The organism is Klebsiella sp. JN_Kp127, assembly GCF_040062505.1.
Lineage (GTDB): Bacteria > Pseudomonadota > Gammaproteobacteria > Enterobacterales > Enterobacteriaceae > Klebsiella > Klebsiella quasipneumoniae.
Genome location: NZ_JBEAHS010000003.1, coordinates 38,809 through 57,793, shown reverse-complemented (window position 1 = coordinate 57,793; position 18,985 = coordinate 38,809). Strand labels below are relative to the sequence as shown.

Sequence of the window (18,985 nt, the reverse complement as noted above, 5' to 3'; positions counted from 1 at the left end):
GGGTAGCGAAGCGGGCGGACCAGCCGCCCGTTAAGGTCAGCGGCTGGCCAGCGGCCACTGATTAAGGTGGATGCCGCGCTGCGGGGCGCTCTCGGCAAAATCATCCAGCACCGCCTGCACGTCCGGATCGAGGTAGCCGACGCTGTCGTGCTCGACGATCACCACGCTCTTTTCCGGAATTTTCGCCAGCAGGGCCAGCAGATGCGGATTGTGCATAAAGGTCAGATTCTGCTGGATGCGCAGCACGTAGTGGTCATCGTAGCGCGCCAGCTGCAGCGAGTGACGATGGCTGCGCCAGAGGCTGAACGCCATCTGGGTGGCAAGACCAATCCCGATCCCCGCCAGCATGCCGAAGGCGATAATCCCGCCGATAGTGGCGAGGAAGGGGACGTACTGCGCCGCCCCCTGGCGGAACTGCTCGATGAACAGCCGCGGCGTCGCCAGCTTATAGCCGGTATAGAGCAGCACGGCGGCGAGGCTGGCGAGCGGGATCAGGGTCAGCAGGCCGCTGAACCACAGGCCGCAGATCAACAGCAGCACGCCGTGGATAAAGATCGACAGTTTGCTTTGCGCGCCGTTGCTGACGTTCACCGAGCTGCGGACGATCACCGCGGTGATCGGCATCGCCCCCAGCACGCCGGAGAGCAGGTTGCCGACGCCCTGGGCGACCATTTCGCGGTTCGGCGAAGGGGGCGGATTTTGCGGGCGCAGCTTTTTCAGCGCCTCCTGGCTGAGCAGGGTTTCGAGGCTGGCGACCAGCGCCAGGGTCACCGCCACCATCCACACCGACGGATTGCGCCACGCGCTCCACGCCGGAGACTCCAGCTCGCCCAGCAGGTCGCCGAGGCTGCCGAACGCCGGCAGGGTAATACGCGGCAGGGCGGCCAGCTGCTGCGGCGCAAAATGGGTCAGCAGCAGGGTGGTCACGCAGCCGAGCAGGACGGCGATCAGCGGCCCGGGGATCCAGCGCAGGCTCTTCACCCGGCGGATAAGCGGCGAGCCCCAGAGCCAGAGCACCAGCAGGCCGCCCGCGGCGACGGCAATCGCAGTGACGGAGAAAGCGGCATTGCCCTGAACCACATCGGCAAGCCCGGTCTCTTCCGCCGTACCGAGCGCGACGGGGATCTGCTGCATAATCAGCAGGATGCCGATCGCCGCCAGCATGCCTTTGATGACGCTGGCGGGAACCAGCGAGATAAAACGCCCGGCCCGCAGAATGCCGAACAGCAGCTGCAGCACGCCGGCCAGCACCAGCGCCATCAGGAAGACGGAGAAGGAACCCAGGGATTCAATGGCGGCGACGACGATGGTGACCAGTCCGGCGGCGGGGCCGCTGACGGCGAAGCGGGAGGGGCTGAGGGCGGTGACGACCAGGCCGCCGATGATGCCGGTCAGCAGGCCAACGAAGGGCGGTAAGCCGCTGGCCTGGGCGATGCCGAGGCACAGCGGCAGGGCGACAAGGAAGACGACGATGCCGGCGAGGGAGTCCTGACGAAGTGTGTTCATGGGGCGTGCTCCTGCGGTGAGAGGTGTTCGACGAGGGTGGTTAAATGGCCGGAAGCCAGATCGTAGACGCAGCCGTGCAGGCTGAGCGGCCGCCTGCTGGCGAGCACCGTCTGCACCGGTTCACTCTCCAGCAGACGGGCGAACTGGGCGCGAACGTTGGCTTCCACCAGGGCGTCCAGCGCATGGCGAGAGGGCTCCGTGTCGGTGCTGGCGCTGGCGCCAACACCGGGGGAGGCCGCAACACCACATCCATCGGCGATCTGCGCAATTTCGTGATGCAGGGTGTGGCGCAGCTGGCCGATGCGGCGAGCCAGCGCCGAGGGTTCCTGCGCCAGCGGCAGGGTGGGCAGAGAGAGCGCCGCCTGCACGCCGCCGCAGCCGTAGTGGCCGCAGAGCACCACCCGCTCCACCTCAAGGTAGTGGAGGGCATACTGCAGGACGCTCATGACGTTGTCGTCGGCGGGATTGAGCATGTTGGCGATATTGCGGTGGACAAAGAGCTCGCCGGGCTGGCTGCCGGTGAGCACCTCGGCGGGAACGCGGCTGTCTGAGCAGCCGATCCACAGCGAGTGGGGCCGCTGCCCGTCGACCCATTTTTCGAAATAGTCCGGGTCATGCTGACACTTCTGCAGCGCCCAGCTGCGGTTGCGGGCCAGCAAAGGTTTTAACGTCGTCACAAGTATTCTCCTGAGTTAATTCATCGAGTGAATATGTCCATCAAGACTCGTACAGCGACTAGTAAAAATAGTGTTTACCGGAACCCTTCACGCCTGAGGAAAATCCTGGAATAAACGGCAAAAAGAAAACTTTTCATTAATGTAAAGTTATAAAAATATTGATGAAATTAATATTTGACTGCGGGGCGAGTGAATAACAAAAAGGCATTGGCTAAAACTTTCTGGAATATGTGGGAATGATGGTGGGAGGGGTTGGGAGAATAGTTGGGGAGTGGATTTTGGGGATTTGTTTGGGGAGAGATGGATTGTGATGGGGATGCAGGTGAGAGCGTGGTGAGAAAAATTTGAGATAAGTTTGAGTGGTTTTGGGGTGTTATTGAGCGGGAAGGGGGAACGGCTGGCTGGTGGGGTTGGGTTTGCGGGAGGGTGAGAGGAAGATTGCTGGTGGCCGTCGCGCTATGGAACGGCGTTAAAAGGTGACACCGCGCAGGATAGCGCTGTTTTTTTCAACACTTAGCGCAATGACGGCACGCTGTCGCTTGCATGGCCGCCGCCGACAGGTATAATCCAGAACGTTTCCGCATCCCCTTCAGTGCCGAAGTGGCGAAATCGGTAGACGCAGTTGATTCAAAATCAACCGTAGAAATACGTGCCGGTTCGAGTCCGGCCTTCGGCACCATCGGAACATCAATAGACGTCAACGGACGTCTTTTTTTGTGCCTGAAATCTGCGCTACACAAGGCTTTACGCGATTTTCCTTTCAACAGAAGTCAATCTGAGTCAACCCACATCAAGTCGCTTGTGAGTATAGAACCGAGTATATATGCTGGTTCGATAATGGTTGTATACTCACGGCGGCACATGGAAGGAGAACTTTTATGGCTCTGACAGATACTAAAGTGCGTTCTGCAAAACCGCAGGAAAAGGAGTACACCCTTGTCGATGGGGATGGCATGTTTTTGCTGATTCATCCCAACGGCTCAAAATACTGGCGGTTCCGCTTTCGCTTCGGTGGCAAGCAACACCTGATGGCTTTCGGTGTTTACCCTGAAACTTCACTGGCTGATGCCCGTCAAAAAAGAGAAGAGGCTAGGAGACTTGTTGCTGCTGGAATCGACCCTCGCGAACACAAACGTGCAGTGAAAGAAGAACAGGCGAAAGAAAATATTACCTTTGAGTCAGTTGCCAGAGAGTGGCATGCCGCAAATAAAAAATGGTCAGAAGAACATAGCCGACGGGTGCTGAAGAGTCTGGAAGACAATCTGTTTTCTGCAATTGGCAAGCGCAGTATCGAAGAGCTAAAGACTCGCGACCTGCTTGCCCCCATTAAAGTTGTTGAGGCTACAGGTCGCTTTGAAGTCGCTTCTCGTCTTCAGCAACGAACAACTGCCATCATGCGTTATGCCGTTCAAAGTGGCTTGATTGATTACAACCCGGCTCAAGAGATGGCTGGGGCAGTTGCTTCCAGCAACCGTATCCATCGACCTGCACTTGAGCTGAAACGCCTACCTGAACTACTCCACCGAATTGACTGTTACACGGGACGCCTGTTGACCCGCCTGGCCGTTGAACTCACCTTGTTGATATTCATTCGCTCTAGCGAATTGCGCTTTGCTCGTTGGTCTGAAATAGATTTTGAAACGGCGATGTGGACGATACCGGCTGAACGAGTAGCTATCGAAGGTGTGAAGCATTCACAGCGTGGCTCGAAGATGCATACCCCACATCTGGTACCATTATCTCGGCAGGCAGTCGACATACTAAAACAGATTCATAAGCTCAGCGGGAATCGTGATTTTGTTTTTATTGGCGATCATAATCCTCGTAAGCCCATGAGTGAAAACACAGTGAACAAGGCGCTGCGCGTAATGGGATATGACACGAAGGTCGAGGTATGTGGGCATGGCTTCAGGACTATGGCCTGTAGTTCGTTGATTGAATCAGGGCTGTGGTCGAGGGATGCGGTAGAGCGGCAGATGAGCCATATGGAACGTAGCTCAGTTCGTGCGGCTTACATTCATAAGGCTGAGCATTTGGATGAGCGTAGGTTGATGCTGCAGTGGTGGGCTGATTATCTGGATGCGAATAGAGAGAAGGGAGTTAGTCCATTTGATTTTGCAAAGCAAGGAGTAAGATAAACCCTTTTAAGTATTATAACCCCTTGAAAATACAAAGCTTTAAAGTGTTATTTAGCGCTTGAGATGGACTGTTTTATGTGTAATTTTTAAAAATTACATAGAAAAGAATTGACAGCAACACAACCTCATTGTTTAATGGCCTCAGCTTCAGATTCGGTAATTTTTAAAAATTACTGATTTGAACATGAGTGGGTGAGTTCTTGGCGGAATACCCACAAATCTAAAATATGAAAGCGAGGGTTGAAACATGGTGACAATTAAACAATGGGCCGATATCAAGGCCAATTACGATGATACTTTACTTTTGGGGAATGGTGCAAGTATCGCTGTTAATAGCGATTTTGCCTATCGTAGCTTATGTCAGAAGTTGACCGAGCTCAGTTCAGATGGGCAGCTGACAGCCTTGTTCGAACTATTTGATACGCAAGATTTTGAGTTGATTCTGCATCGTCTGTGGATTGCAACTCAAGTAAACCAACAGCTCGATGTGCCTGAGAATGCAACGACTGAGGGGTATAAGTTACTTAGAAATCTGTTGATTCAATGTGTGAGCCAAAATCATCCTGAGCATCATGAGATATCGGATGTGCTAGTTAAAATTCGTTCTTTTATAGGCAAATTCAAGACGGTTTTATCCCTGAATTACGATCTTATTGTGTACTGGGCATCTTTGCTTGAGGATACAACTACTGGAAAATTAAAGGATTGCTTCATCAACCGTTTGTTTAATGAACAGTTTGATTGGAGTGAATTTAGAGACTTACATTGGAAGGATCGCGATAAAGGTTACAAGACGACAAGCTTAGTCTTCTACCCACATGGTTCTTTGATTTTGGCCCAAGACTTCAGTGGTCAAGAGTCCAAATTACATACTAACCCTCGTGGTGACGGAAATTATCTCCAACAAATTTCTCAGCAATGGAGTTCTGCAACAGTTTCGCCAGTTTTTGTTTCTGAAGGGACAAGTAAGCAAAAACTAAGTGCGATAGCTCGTAGCCGTTATCTTGACACTGTCTACCGTGAAGTACTACCAGAGAAAAAGGAAAGTATTGTGATCTATGGATGGAGTATGGGGGAAAATGACAGCCATATACTCGATGCACTTAAAAAAAGTCGTCCATCAAGGGTGGCGGTTTCAGTGTACGGCACTGATACCTCTGGCTGTGATGCAATTGAAGGGAAATTAAAAGCGGTGTTTGGTGAAGATTTGCTTGTCGAGTTTTTCGACAGTGAAAGCGCCAACTGCTGGTGCCATTAACTAAGCTAAAGGGGGCGTAGCCCCCGATTTTACGAGGATAAAAATGGGAAAAATCGTCTATAGCGACATTGCAAATTTTATCCCCGGAGTAAACCTGTCACGCATAGAGTCAGAAGAATCAGGTAAAGCGTATCGCTTTTATACAGCACAGTTGCATCAGATCGATGACTGGCAACCTGAAGTGATAGTTTCTGATAAAGAACAGGTGGTTAAGAGTACGTCGTTACTAAAAGTGACAAGAGAAAATGATGTCATTATTAACTTAGCGAACGCTAAAGCTGTTCTTGTTCAGCAGAAGCATGCAGGGCGAATATTGGGCAATAACTTTGTTAAGGTCGAGTTGGATGTTAGCAGAGTCTCTCCATTGTTTTGGATTTGGCATTTCAATGAGAGCAAAGCCATAGCCCAACAAAAATCATTTGTTCTACAGGGGTCTACTGTACCTAAGTTAACTCTGCAAATGGTTCGTCAATTTGAACTCGATTTACCTGGACTAAAAAAGCAACAAGCGATAGGTGAGCTGTATCTTCATCTCAGGATGAAAGATTACTACGAGTACAACTTGATGAAATTAAAGCAACAATATTATTTTGCCAAAATAGAAGATTTATCAAAATAATCAATGATTAAGGTTTTTTATGTCTCCTCAGATTGAAGCGCAAAATTTAAGTGAACTGCAAGGCCGCTTGTGGAATATCGCCGATACCCTGCGCGGTAAGATGAATGCCGATGAATTCCGCGACTACTGCCTAGGCTTTATCTTCTATAAATACCTGTCAGAAAAATTTGTCACGTATGCGAACAAAATCCTGGCGGAAGATGGTATTCAGTACAATGAACTGACTGCAGAACATCCGGCGTATCAGGACATCGTTGATGCGGTAAAAGAGGACAGTATCCAGACCTTAGGCTATTTCCTGCCACCAACGGATTTGTTCCACACCATGGCAGAACGCGTGGCTAAAGACCCCAAAGGCACAGGTGCCGGTTTTATTCTGGAAGACCTTGCCACTACCCTACGCAGCATTGAACAGAGCACGCTGGGTACCGACTCCGCGGATGACTTCAGCAACCTGTTTGAAGATCTAGACTTAGGTTCCAGTAAGCTTGGTAACACTGCGAAAGCGAAAAACGAATTGATCGGCAAAGTCGTCACTGAACTCGATAAACTGAGCTTTAACCTGAGCGAAGCAAGTTCCGATATTCTGGGTGATGCCTACGAGTACCTGATCGGCCAGTTCGCCTCAGGCGCAGGTAAGAAAGCTGGTGAATTTTACACCCCGCAGCCGGTTTCCACCCTGTTGGCTAAAATCGTAACCACCCACAAGCTGAAGCTGAAAAACGTATATGACCCGACCTGTGGCTCTGGCTCTTTGTTATTACGCGTGAAACGCGAAGCCTCGTCGGTGGGTAAAATTTACGGTCAGGAGATGAACCGTACTACCTATAACCTGGCGCGTATGAACATGATTCTGCACGGGGTTCACTATGCAGATTTTGAGATCATTCAGGAAGATACGTTGGAGCACCCGCAGCATACGCATCTGAAGTTTGACGCCATCGTCGCCAACCCACCGTTCTCCGCCAAGTGGAGCGCTAGTCCGCTATTTATGAACGATGACCGTTTTGCTCAATACGGCAAACTGGCGCCGTCGAGCAAAGCAGATATGGCGTTTGTACAGCATATGTTCCATCATCTGGAAGATGACGGCACCATGGCGGTGGTTCTACCACATGGCGTGCTGTTCCGGGGAGCCGCCGAAGGCCATATACGTCAGTTTATGATTGAGAAGCTGAATTGCATTGATGCGGTGATCGGCCTTCCTGCCAATATTTTCTACGGTACCAGTATTCCGACTTGTGTGTTGGTGTTGCGTAAATGCCGTAAGCACAACGACAGCATTCTGTTTATCGACGCCAGTAATGACTTTGAGAAGGTGAAAACCCAGAATCGCCTGCTGCCGGAACATATCGACAAGATTGCTGATACTTATAACGACTGGAAAGCGGTAGAAAAGTACAGCCATATCGCGAGCCTAGAGGAAATCCGTAATAACGATTACAACCTCAATATCCCGCGCTATGTTGATACTTTTGAAGCGGAAGAAGAGATTAACCTCAACGCCGTGGCGCAGGAAATCCGCGATCTGGAAGGGAAAGTGGCAGAGATTGATAAGACCATTGCCGGGTTCTGTAAGGAGCTGGGGATTGACGCGCCGTTTGCAGTGGTGGAGGGAAATAAGTGATGGTGCCGAAGCTGCGTTTCGAAGGATTTAATAAAAACTGGGCAGTTAAAAAGTTAGAAAATGTTTTTTCATTTAAGAATGGACTTAATGCCAGCAAGGAGATGTATGGTAAAGGCATTAAGTTTATTAATGTTTTGGATATCATTAATAATGAAAAAATAACTTTTGATGTTATTCAAGAAAGCGTGGAAGCAACAAATGAACAAATATCCGCCTATCAAGTAAGGCAAGGGGATATTGTTTTTCAAAGGAGTTCAGAAACTAGAGATGAAGTTGGACAAGCTAACGTGTACGCTGACTCCGAAACAGTTTTGTTTGGCGGGTTTGTGATTAGAGCCAGACCATTAATTAATATAAATAGTACCTTTTTAAATTTTCAGTTGAAAACTGATGCTTTGAGAAAGGATATAACTCAAAGAAGTGGTGGTAGTACAAGGTATAACATTGGGCAGGATTCTCTTGGGAAGGTCACTGCATTTTTTCCTGAAATTAGAGAGCAAGAAAAAATTGCTAATTTCTTATCCTCTGTTGATGAAAAAATGGCGCTACTGAACAAGCAGTACGAACTGCTATGCCAGTACAAAAAAGGTTTGATGCAAAAGATATTTAGTCAGGAAGTGCGATTTAAGGATAAAAATGGAAGGGGTTTTCCAAAATGGACTATGAGGATATTCTCCGACTTCTTCACTATTGGATCTAGTAAACGAGTTTTACAGGATGATTGGGTAAATGAAGGAGTTCCATTTTATAGAACAAGAGAGCTTGTAAGCCTATCTAAGAAAAAGAAGTTTAAAAGTGAAATATTCATAACTGAAGATAATTATACTTACTTAAAAGATAAATATGGAGTTCCCGCTGTCGGTGATTTTCTGGTTAGCGGGGTTGGAACATTAGGTGTGATTTATCAAGTTAAAAATGATAACCCATTCTATTTTAAGGATGGAAATGTCTTATGGTTCAAGAAAAATAATGAAATAAGTTCGGATTTTTTCTACCATGTGTTTAATAGTCCAAAAGTTCTCAGACAGATCGTTGATCATGCTGCAATTACAACTGTTGGGACCTATACGATAGAGAATGCTAAGAAAACAAAATTTATGTGCCCGTCCTTGGAAGAGCAAACCAAAATTGCCAATCTTCTCTCTGCAATGGACGATAAAATCACTACCAAAAAAGCAGAGCTGGACAAGTTAAAATCCTGGAAGCAAGGCCTGCTCCAGCAAATGTTTGTATAAAAATAATCCGGCCCGAAGTACTCCGGGCCTGCACAATATTTAAAGGCACTACACACTGATGGCAACGCAAAGCGAATACGAGTTAGAAACGCAGCTGGTGGAACAGCTGGTGGGCATGCACTACGAACGGGTGAATGTCACCGACGAAACCAGTATGAAAGCCAATCTGCGAAAGCAGATTGAAATCCATAACCGACTGGAATCTGCGCCACTCACCGACGGCGAATTTAACCGTATTTTCTTGCACCTGACAAAAGGTAATGAAGTCATCGATCGCGCTAAGATCCTGCGCGATCGCTATCAGTTATTGCGTGATGACGGCTCCGAGAAGTGGCTCAACTTTATCAATAAAGAGGAGTGGTGCCAGAACGAGTTTCAGGTGACGAGCCAGGTGAAGCAATTCAATGCCGAGCAAAACACACGCAAAACCCGCTTCGACGTCACGCTGCTGATTAACGGCTTGCCGCTGGTGCAGATCGAACTTAAGCGTCGCGGCCTGGGGCTGAAAGAGGCCTTTAACCAGATCGATCGTTACCATCGGGATGCCTTCTGGGTAGGCAGCGGCCTGTTCCAGTATGTGCAGATCTTTATTATCAGCAACGGCGTGGACACCAAGTACTACGCCAACAACCGCGCCAACCACTTCGAGCAGACCTTCTTCTGGACCGATGAAAAGAATAACCCGCTCAAAGCGCTGGAGAAATTCACCGACGCATTTCTGAAAGTCTGTCACATCGCCAAAATGATCACCCACTACACGGTGCTGAATGAAACCCGTAAGTGCCTGATGGTGATGCGCCCTTACCAGTTTTATGCCTGTGAGGCGATGATCCGCCATGTGAAGGATAATCTCCACAAGCAGGGACGTCCGGAGAACGGCTATATCTGGCACACCACTGGCTCCGGTAAAACGCTGACCTCGTTCAAAGCCAGCCAGGTGATCATGGAAATGCCGGAAGTGGATCGGGTCATTTTTGTGGTTGATCGCCGGGATCTGGATTATCAGACGGCGAAAGAGTTCAACGGCTTTGCTAAAGACAGCGTGGACACTACCAACAACACCAGTACGCTCATAAAACATCTCAAACAAAGCAGCTCCAAACTGACCCTGACAACTATTCAGAAGCTGAATAACGCCATCACCCATGAAGGTTACAAAGCGCAGCTCGCTCACCTGCGCAAAGAGCGCATCGTCTTTATCTTCGATGAATGCCACCGCAGCCAGTTCGGTGATACGCATAAAGCGATCGTGAACTTCTTCGAGAACGCGCAGCTGTTTGGTTTTACCGGGACGCCAATCTTTGCCGATAACGTCAATATCACCAATGGTGTCAAGCAGACCACCGAACTGTTGTTCGATAAATGCCTGCATAAATACGTGATTGTCGACGCCATCCGGGATGAAAACGTTCTGCGCTTTGCCGTGGAATATGTCGGTACTTACAAGCGCAAAGAAAGCAACAATGAGATCGATATCGATGTGGAGGATATCGACACCAAAGAGGTGATGGAAAGCGACATTCGGTTGGGCAAAGTGACCGACTACATCCTTGCCCACCATAACGCCAAGACTCGCAATCGCGAGTTCACCGCGATGTTCTGCGTCGGATCAGTCGATATGCTGATCACCTACTACAAACTCTTTAAAGAAAAACAGGCCGCACTGCAGGCGGCGGATGCCAACTACAAGCCGTTAAAGATTGCCACCATCTTCACCTACGCTGCCAATGAAGCGGACAAAAGTGATAAAGAGACGGTAAACGGTCTATTGGATGAAGAGGATATCAGCCTGCCGCAGGGGGCGAAAGTTGACACCTCGAGTCGCGATCATCTGGATAGTTTTATCGAGGATTATAACGAGCTGTATGGCACCAGCTACTCGGCCAATGATTCTAAGAGCTTCTACAATTACTACAAAAATATTGCCCAGCGCACCAAAGAGAAAGGCATCGATATTCTTCTGGTAGTGAATATGTTCCTCACCGGTTTCGACAGCCCGGCGCTGAACACGCTGTATGTTGATAAAAATCTGCGTTTTCACGGCCTGGTACAGGCGTTTTCCCGCACTAACCGCATCCTTAACGAAAAGAAAACCCACGGGAATATTGTCTGCTTCCGTAATCTGAAGAAAGCCACCGACGATGCTATTGCTTTGTTCTCGAATAAAGATGCCTCTTCTACCGTCCTGGTCAAACCCTTTGACGAGTACTTCGGGGATTATCAGGACGCTGTCGATCGCTTGTTAACGCTGACGCCAACGGTGGAAAGCGTGGACGATTTACCGGATGAAGAAGCACAACTGGCGTTTGTAACGGCGTTCCGTGATGTGATGCGTTTGAAAAACATCCTCGAAAGTTTTGCCGACTTTGATGATGCGGCGAAACCGCTGTCGGACCAGACGCTGGCAGATTTCACCAGTAAGTACCTCGATATTCACGACAAGGTGAAAAAGCACTCCAGCAAAGAGAAAGTCTCGATTCTTGAAGACGTGGATTTTGAAGTCTCGCTGATTCATCGCGACGAAATTAACGTTGGTTACATTCTGCGCCTGCTAGCGGGCATACAGGCGATGCCGCCAAAAGAGCAGCAGGAGCAGAAGAAAAAGATCATGGATATTGTCGATAGCGACGTCACGTTGCGCAGTAAACGTGAGCTTATCGATAACTTTATTGAAAAAAACTTGCTGCATGCCTCGCATGACGAAGATATCACTCAGGTGTTTGAAGCCTATGTCGAACAGGAAAAAGGTAAGGCGCTGGCAGCCTTGTGTAGCGAAGAGCGACTCGATTCCATCAAACTGACCGGCTTACTGGATAATTACCTCTTTACCGACGTGATGCCGCGAGAGGATGAAGTGGCAGAAACGCTAACCTGGACGCCGAAGATTCTGGAACGCAAGAACGTGCGGGCACGTGTCTACGACCGTGTGCGCGATGTGATTGAAACGTTTATCAATGGGATGCGCGGGTTTTAATTTGAAATGACTGGCTGGTAGGTGCTCCTTTCATTCGCGTTTTATATATAAAAATTAATGTATTAATGGGTGAGTTTATCAAGCGTTTCGGAGCAATGAGGTTCATCTTAACTTGATGGAATTATGACAATTAATCACCGCGTGAGTGCATTGATTACGTCATCCAGCATGAGCTGTGTCATATTGCAGAACACAACCATAGTAGAGTTTTTACCGTCTGATAGGACAAATTATGCCGGAAACCAGCCGGGGTGATGTTCCACAGTGACAGTAATAATGCCGGTGTCAGTCTTTACCACCACTCAGTTTGCCGTTTAACCCGATTGGCGTGATTACTGATGCAGTGAAGACCTTCCCGCATCCTGACTCACACAGCGATAGACCTTTTGTGTCCTGCCTTGGACCCGTCGGTTGCCGGAAGCGCCTTCATGCGAGGTATCTTCTCACCGATGCGAGTGACTCAAGAAGGGTCTGACGACTTGTCTCATTACTGTCCTGTCCGGGTTAGTCCAGACCATTTCATAATTCATATCACTCAAACCCATTTGACTTTTCCCTTTCGCAACCAAAAATGAGATTTACAGTCATTTCTTAACCAGACTGAAGGATGAAGCGTCGGAATGTTTTTTTGGTCAATCATGATTGACCAGTGAGGTTTAGCTTCCTTTAGCAGTAGCAATTCAAGCCGCTTGCCACACCCGCAAGGGCAGCGAAATGCTACGGCCCAGTCCTCATCCCCTTCCCTCGCCAGGACTATATCGCGCCATGGAAGTTTTAACGGAGGGGTGTCCCCCTCTATTATAAGAACCCGCCGGGGAGGCATCATGAATTCTTTCAGTTCCAAAATCCACCGTGGCCACCTCATTTTCCCATCTCCTTGTTGTTAAAACATGGCATGCCCATCAGAGGCTCAATGAGTCCGCGTCCAAGATGAGGATTCGGCGCACACGCAAAGTCTGATTCACTCATGAAATCTTCATCGCTGGCCGCAAGCGAGAAAACCGATCGCGCTCGTTTGCTATTTGGGTCATGACGGAATGGATACTTACGGGCAATAAACTCCATAACACAGTCGCTAGCAGCACGCATGTTCAGCGTTATGACTGATGGCGCCTCATCAGCGATACCTTTGATATAACCCTCGGCAACTTGCTCATCAAGTATATCTGGAGCGACCTTCTGAAGGTATTCTCTGCGCAATGTTTCCGGTGTATAGACCCCTCTGTCGGCAAGTGTACTTCCACCTGGCTTCACATAATCTACACGGCCGCATACATCTCCAATTGTCACGCCACTTTCAGTCTGTCGAGTGGGAATGGTAACGGCAACATCAAACAACGGCTGAAGGAATGCCGCGGCGACGCGATCGCACATATGTCGACCTTCAAAACTGTCCACACAGCAGAACATGACATCAGCCATACCGGCTGAAATAATCCCTTCACGCGTTGCCAGACTAGCTTTAACGGTAACCACTTCAAGGTCGTCGCGATATGTGTTCAGTGCATTAGCAATACTGATGACTTTTGCAGTATGACTGCGCGCGTCTTCCATCGTGGAATTAATAATACGATTGAGATTTTTATATTCAATTTCATCAAAGTCGATCAGGATGAGCCGCCCGACTCCAAGGCGAGCCAATTGCTCAACGACGATAGAGCCTGTGCCTGACACACCGACCACACAGGCTGTGAGAGACTTCAGATCTATCCCCATTTGCGCTGAAAAGGCCATGGGATGTGGCCGTACGCTATCTGAATCTGTTAGTTGCCATAACATCAGCTCATCACCTGCACAATGCACTGAATTAACGGGGATCATATCCAGCTGGCGGCTATACAATCGTGCACGAATCGCTCCGTCAGGCGTCATAATGGCAGAGCCGTGAAGAACATCTGAGGATTCAATGGCTTCAAATAAGGCGGGTATGACATTACGGTCACTGTCGTCATCCATATCCGAAAATGCCAGCATCCCTCCTGGGTGTGAGTGCACTAACACGATTGACAGATTGTCTGCTTCAGCCATATCGATTGCATTTTCAATACTGGCGCCAGGCCAGCTAATGAAGTCTTTGGTTCGACTGCGACACGCGGAATAATCCACCGGCAATATATCTTTGACCACATATCGAGAGGCTGAACTTTGTGAACACAGTATAATAGCTGCGGCTTCAAGGCCATCGCCGGGAAACAGATGTTTACGAAGTATCTTGTGATGTTTTTCGCTCAGAGCGAGCCTGACGTGGGCATCATGATGTACGCCGTTCATTATTCCACCTCCCGCAGAATTGATTCTTCCACTACAGCAAGATGGGTCGTCACACTATCCTTCAGGGGATCCCAGCGCGTGGAACCATTCAGATGACGGCTCCAACGCTGATAGCTTTTGCCGAGAATATTTTCCTGACACTGGGTCTGGCTGATACCTTTCCCATTGGCTAATGTAAGCGCCGGGAAGACGTAGAACATGTCTAACTGCGCGTCCGGATAAGTTCCCGGAATGTCGACAGCCAAATCGATTTGATTGTGGTTATACCCCCCTGGAAGGGGGTAGCCATGGATGATAAGCCAGCGACGGGCGCCGGCAACGCGAGTTTCCCACTCATAGTTCTGCTGGCACAGATAAGCAGTATCTTTTTCAAGTAATGCGAATTCCTGGTAGCGCGCTGCGGGTTGTTCACCATTATTAATTTCTGCCGGAGTGAGGCGCAGTTTTTCAATACCCGGGGTTCTCAGATCGATAACATCATCCATATTGATGACCTGTTTTGGTTCTCCTCGTACCTTGAGAACTAAAATCCAGCCCTTAGCAGGATTAAAGCCTGCTGCCTCGAGTGCATCTCTGGCGATAATTGTTGGCTGTTCTGAGTTGACCATGACGCCTTGAACGTTAAGCTGCCAGCTCTTAACCCGGGTATACAGTTTCTCTAGGCCCGGTTCGTCAAGGTTCACACTTTGTCCATCTTCAAGACACTCATCCGGTCGGCTCTGGCGTTCCAGCCAGATCGAGTAATTGGCAGGTACTTTCCCGATTTTACGCAGAACATTTTCCTGAATATAACTGAGCCCCCAGGGAAAACGCTGACCATTAAGCGAAACATAGAAAAGGCGATCGCTCTCGAAGGCAATAAATTGCTCAACACCCTGATTGTACACATCAACTTGTTCATCAAGGTTTACTTCCTTAAGAACACCTTTCTCATCCACCATGAGAAGCATAAATTGTTCTGCCGGGTTTTTACCTGCGGCAGTCAAAATCTGACGCCCTGTCGGGACAGGATCAGTAATTTCGATGACAGAACCGTGACCGATAACGTCAAGAACTTCGATCAGATAATGTTTAGCCGGGCGTAACGGGCGTCCTTTGCGGCGAGAGAGTGCAATATCTTCACGCTCAACGAGCGCCTGCTCTGGAGAATTTACATCGTTCATATTAAACAGTCCTCTTGATGGCCAACCGCACCATGCGGTTTCATAGCCGTTCAAGAGGTTAATCGATGGAAATTTCTCAACCGGAAAGCAAAATTAATTTTTTTTACCTGAATTTCCTGCCGGGATTTTGCCACAGACAAAAAAGTTCGGGCATTGTGGGCATGTGCGGCTATCAGAAGTTGATGGGAAGGACCCGAAGGTGATAGCGTTGATAAAAGTTCTTACTTTATCCAGACGTGTTTTTTGCTTAGCCGCGCTCACTGTGACCGTTTCCTGAGTCTCACCGGCTAGATGCACAGCTTCCACCCGGGTCCCTTTGCCGTAATGGCGTTTAGCTGCCTCGGAGAGGATCGTATATTCGATGAGATCAAATTCATCACCCCGCTTTTTGCCTGTTTTAATATGGCGAATGCAATAGGTCCCATCCTCGTCCAGCGTAACCTCATCAGGCAGTACGGTGATCGTTCCCCCCGGAAAGGGCAGGAGTAATTCCTCTGGCTTCACAAGCTTACGCCCCTGACGTGTCTCCAGAAGAAACTGAACAAAACGCTGCGCTATACGTAAATACTCATCCTTATAGCTATGATCCACCGGCCCTTTCCTAAGCCAGGATTCTGCAAACTGAGCTTCGAGCACCTTCGTATCTGGTGTAGCAATACTATAATTATCTTTAAGCCAGTCTAAAATCTCATAAATGGCACTGTGCATCTTCATAAAGCCACTTTCATTACGTTTCCCTGATAAACCCAGCATGTGGGTGTAGAGAAAACGCCGTGGACACCTGTCGTACAAACTAATTTGCTTATCAGTCAGAAAAAACGCGCCTTTACTGAGCGCCAGGCGCTCAGGCACGGTGTCAGGGAGAGGGACCCGGGGAGATGCCTCCCTGGTAATAATGGAAGATGCTATACGGTCAATAAACACTGAACGATTTCGATTTTTACCGTTCGCCTGAACAGACGACGCGTATAGCAACAAACCTTCTTGTGCACGTGAGGTCGCGACAAAGAATTTACATTCTTCCTCTTCATCATGACCCATCTTTATCGCCTCAAGACCGGTTAGTCCCTGAGAACCGTTAATCAAACCATCGGGTGGAATGCATCGAGACGGTTTGTTAGGACCGGGTAATGCACCAGCAATCATCCCCGGAAGATGAACTATCCGGAACTCCAGTCCCTTACTGGCATGTATGGTCATTAATCTCACACCACTTATGCCGAACGCTGACTGGGGTAATTGCCTCATTTCACGGTCTTCAGACAACAAAATGACACGTCGGATCCGTGATAACATCCGATCAACCGGGAGACCGCTACCTCTTATGTACACGCGGGCAAAATTAAGGAGTTGCCATATCGCGATACCTTTCATTTGGCTTTGTATATCACCGGCCTGGTAAATTTGCCTTGCCCATCCCAGATGATCAATAACCAGACTTGTCAGTACTGCCCAAGGGGCGGTATGGGGCTGAAACTCACCGATAATCCGTGAAAGGTGCGTGAATGATTTAGCCGATTCTTCATCAAGCATGTCGTCTTCGTTTATCAACGACGCCCAGTTTTGAGGCGGACAATCAACTTCCTTAAGGCGCTTTTGTATTCCGAGCACGAATTCCAAATGCATCTCATAACCTGGAATTGTTGCAGCACGAATGAGCCCCGTTGCACGTTTATCAGTGATTAGCGACAATAGTGAAAGTAAGTCTTTTATTTCATTGCGTTCAAACACACTTCCCAGATACAAAACCGGTATTTCCAGCCTTTCAAGCCGGGATGCGATTTCACTGAGACGCTTATTTGATGTGCAAAGTATAGCCTGCTCGTTATAACCAACGCCCTCTGCATACTTCTCTTTAATTGCTGCCGCAATCAATGAAATTTCGTCATCTGTGGTCGTCGCTATTTTCAGTTCCGGGGATTTTCCCAGATTACCTCGGTTTGCCTTGAGATTGAGCGGCAATGCCCCTTCCGACGCCTTCATGCTTTCAGAAAAGCGGCGATAAAGGTCAACAATTTCACCTGCAGAGCGGTAATTAATATCAAGTTTTTTTATTGTTGCGCCATCGAAATCAGATGGGAATCTTCCTATGTTCGTCGATGATGCCCCCCGGAACCGGTAGATCGATTGTCTGGCATCACCAACAACCCAAAGTTGCTTGCTGTCACCTGATATAGCTTTAAGTAAGCGAACAGAGGCTCGGTTAACGTCCTGATATTCGTCGACCAGAATATGTTGATGGCGCAATGAAAGCGATCGCCTGACTTCTGCATCTGCTTCTGCCAGTCTCACAGGAAGAGAAACAAGATCGCCAAAATCAATACTGTTGTTTTGCTTCAGTAATAATTCATAGGCCTGATACAGATGTGCAACATCCAGACATTTTTCAGCCTGCACTGTTTGGGCGTCATCTACCGCAGAAGCCAGCATAGCCTCTGCCAGTGATGTGTATTCAGTGGCACTGACTACCTCATCTTTAGCCCGCGAGATTGCCGACAACATGTCGTTCAGATCCAGCGTAGGATCATAAAGATTGCGGAAGTGCTTAAGGTTCAGCGATGCAAGTCGCTCTTCAAGCAACTCTATCGCTTCATCACGTGAAATCAGTTTGGGTCTTTCGGTCAATCCGAGGCGATCATGGAAACGGTGTATCACATCTAAGCCGAAAGAATGGAAAGTACCAATCCATAATGTTGCGATCGCTTTTGGGTACTTAACGGATATACGGTCCCTTAGCTCTCCGGCCGCTTTGTTAGAAAACGTAAGTATCAGGATAGTTCCAGGATTTACGCCTTCATCAAGCAAAGATTCTACGCGATGTACCAATGCCCGGGTCTTGCCCGTTCCGGGACCCGCCTGGAGCAAGAAGGGACTGCCACGATGTGATGCAGCAATTCGTTGCGAATCATCCGGTTTAACCAGCGAGTGATGGCTAGAACCACCATTAGATCCTGAGTTATTGTGCGGAAGTAAAAGTGCATCAATAAGTTGTTGCTGAACAACATTCAAAGGTGCCTGAAATGCCTCTGCTATATCGGGTGAAGACATGTGTTCATCGACATGCAGATGTCTCATCAGGTAGCGGGGAAGTAAAAGTTCTCGAGCAAACAAATCCATAATGACTTCTCGGCGCTCACGACTGCCATAATCAACCATACTTTCAGCGCTGGCAGCATGAGCCTCAGAAGCCCGGTCATATTCAATATAGTTTGTAAAATTGTCCTCAGTCGGGCCTTCAAGTACCAGGTGGCCGATTTCATGAGCAATCAAGAATGCTTTTTCGAAGACACTCCCTGTGTCCTCGTAGAGGATCATTTCTGCCTGACTGTCAAAGAGTGCCCGTCCCCCATTAAGCTGAGGATCGTTATCGGGCACTGCATAAACTTCAATATCTCGCCGTCCTGCCTCATACAGAACGTAACTCAGCAGATCGCCGGTATCGCATCCGCTATTCATCGCTGACTGGTGTAGGCTTTCGGCTGTTTGTCGAGCGGATTCGATGGCATCCATTGTTTAA

Annotated in this window: 12 protein-coding genes, 1 tRNA gene and 1 pseudogene; 8 read left to right on the top strand and 6 right to left on the bottom strand. The window is 48.7% G+C overall.

Going from position 1 to position 18,985, the window contains the following annotated elements:
- Positions 1–36: 36 nt before the first annotated feature.
- A complete protein-coding gene (locus tag ABLV04_RS02080) occupies positions 37–1,506 on the bottom strand; it encodes a SulP family inorganic anion transporter (protein WP_180266434.1) in 1,470 nt (489 codons plus the stop codon).
- Positions 1,503–2,183, bottom strand: a complete 681-nt coding sequence (locus tag ABLV04_RS02075; protein WP_348815292.1) for a carbonic anhydrase — start codon at positions 2,181–2,183, stop codon at positions 1,503–1,505. Before ABLV04_RS02075 ends, ABLV04_RS02080 begins: the two co-directional genes overlap by 4 nt.
- Positions 2,184–2,777: 594 nt before the next feature.
- On the opposite strand from ABLV04_RS02075, the gene ABLV04_RS02070 reads away from it, so the two are divergent.
- From ABLV04_RS02070 to ABLV04_RS02035, 8 genes and pseudogenes are all read left to right on the top strand, one after another.
- A tRNA-Leu gene (locus tag ABLV04_RS02070) sits at positions 2,778–2,862 on the top strand.
- A 199-nt stretch (positions 2,863–3,061) separates the two neighbouring features.
- A complete protein-coding gene (locus ABLV04_RS02065; protein WP_094354613.1) occupies positions 3,062–4,321 on the top strand; it encodes an integrase arm-type DNA-binding domain-containing protein in 1,260 nt (419 codons plus the stop codon).
- Between the two features lie 247 nt (positions 4,322–4,568).
- Positions 4,569–5,579: a DUF4917 family protein gene (locus ABLV04_RS02060; protein ID WP_094354612.1), complete on the top strand. Its 1,011-nt coding sequence runs from the start codon at positions 4,569–4,571 to the stop codon at positions 5,577–5,579.
- Between the two features lie 43 nt (positions 5,580–5,622).
- The gene (locus ABLV04_RS02055; protein ID WP_094354611.1) at positions 5,623–6,198 is read left to right on the top strand and encodes a restriction endonuclease subunit S; all 576 of its coding nucleotides are present in this window, start codon (positions 5,623–5,625) and stop codon (positions 6,196–6,198) included.
- 19 nt (positions 6,199–6,217) lie between these two features.
- Positions 6,218–7,825, top strand: a complete 1,608-nt coding sequence (locus ABLV04_RS02050) for a type I restriction-modification system subunit M (protein ID WP_094354610.1) — start codon at positions 6,218–6,220, stop codon at positions 7,823–7,825.
- The gene (locus ABLV04_RS02045) at positions 7,825–9,060 is read left to right on the top strand and encodes a restriction endonuclease subunit S (RefSeq protein ID WP_094354609.1); all 1,236 of its coding nucleotides are present in this window, start codon (positions 7,825–7,827) and stop codon (positions 9,058–9,060) included. The genes ABLV04_RS02050 and ABLV04_RS02045 overlap by 1 nt, the downstream gene beginning before the upstream one ends.
- 58 nt (positions 9,061–9,118) lie before the next feature.
- Complete coding sequence (locus ABLV04_RS02040; protein WP_094354608.1) at positions 9,119–12,034, top strand: type I restriction endonuclease subunit R; 2,916 nt, start codon at positions 9,119–9,121, stop codon at positions 12,032–12,034.
- A 143-nt stretch (positions 12,035–12,177) separates the two neighbouring features.
- Positions 12,178–12,302: pseudogene (locus tag ABLV04_RS02035) on the top strand (M48 family metallopeptidase); the annotation flags it as partial.
- Between the two features lie 267 nt (positions 12,303–12,569).
- On the opposite strand, the gene ABLV04_RS02030 reads toward ABLV04_RS02035, so the two are convergent.
- From ABLV04_RS02030 to ABLV04_RS02015, 4 genes are all read right to left on the bottom strand, one after another.
- Positions 12,570–12,857, bottom strand: a complete 288-nt coding sequence (locus ABLV04_RS02030; RefSeq protein ID WP_226484468.1) for a DUF6527 family protein — start codon at positions 12,855–12,857, stop codon at positions 12,570–12,572.
- A 38-nt stretch (positions 12,858–12,895) separates the two neighbouring features.
- On the bottom strand, positions 12,896–14,305 hold the full coding sequence (locus tag ABLV04_RS02025; protein WP_094354606.1) for a ThiF family adenylyltransferase: 1,410 nt from the start codon (positions 14,303–14,305) through the stop codon (positions 12,896–12,898).
- A complete protein-coding gene (locus ABLV04_RS02020; RefSeq protein ID WP_094354605.1) occupies positions 14,305–15,468 on the bottom strand; it encodes a multiubiquitin domain-containing protein in 1,164 nt (387 codons plus the stop codon). The genes ABLV04_RS02025 and ABLV04_RS02020 overlap by 1 nt, the downstream gene beginning before the upstream one ends.
- 93 nt (positions 15,469–15,561) lie before the next feature.
- On the bottom strand, positions 15,562–18,978 hold the full coding sequence (locus ABLV04_RS02015) for a UvrD-helicase domain-containing protein (RefSeq protein WP_094354604.1): 3,417 nt from the start codon (positions 18,976–18,978) through the stop codon (positions 15,562–15,564).
- Between the last annotated feature and the right edge of the window lie 7 nt (positions 18,979–18,985).

Excerpts from the sequence above, each read along its gene's own strand:
- ABLV04_RS02080 (WP_180266434.1), bottom strand. The coding sequence starts at position 1,506 with ATGAACACACTTCGTCAGGACTCCCTCGCCGGCATCGTCGTCTTCCTT.
- ABLV04_RS02065 (WP_094354613.1), top strand. The coding sequence starts at position 3,062 with ATGGCTCTGACAGATACTAAAGTGCGTTCTGCAAAACCGCAGGAAAAG.
- ABLV04_RS02060 (WP_094354612.1), top strand. The coding sequence starts at position 4,569 with ATGGTGACAATTAAACAATGGGCCGATATCAAGGCCAATTACGATGAT.
- ABLV04_RS02055 (WP_094354611.1), top strand. The coding sequence starts at position 5,623 with ATGGGAAAAATCGTCTATAGCGACATTGCAAATTTTATCCCCGGAGTA.
- ABLV04_RS02050 (WP_094354610.1), top strand. The coding sequence starts at position 6,218 with ATGTCTCCTCAGATTGAAGCGCAAAATTTAAGTGAACTGCAAGGCCGC.
- ABLV04_RS02045 (WP_094354609.1), top strand. The coding sequence starts at position 7,825 with ATGGTGCCGAAGCTGCGTTTCGAAGGATTTAATAAAAACTGGGCAGTT.
- ABLV04_RS02040 (WP_094354608.1), top strand. The coding sequence starts at position 9,119 with ATGGCAACGCAAAGCGAATACGAGTTAGAAACGCAGCTGGTGGAACAG.
- ABLV04_RS02030 (WP_226484468.1), bottom strand. The coding sequence starts at position 12,857 with ATGCCTCCCCGGCGGGTTCTTATAATAGAGGGGGACACCCCTCCGTTA.
- ABLV04_RS02025 (WP_094354606.1), bottom strand. The coding sequence starts at position 14,305 with ATGAACGGCGTACATCATGATGCCCACGTCAGGCTCGCTCTGAGCGAA.
- ABLV04_RS02020 (WP_094354605.1), bottom strand. The coding sequence starts at position 15,468 with ATGAACGATGTAAATTCTCCAGAGCAGGCGCTCGTTGAGCGTGAAGAT.
- ABLV04_RS02015 (WP_094354604.1), bottom strand. The coding sequence starts at position 18,978 with ATGGATGCCATCGAATCCGCTCGACAAACAGCCGAAAGCCTACACCAG.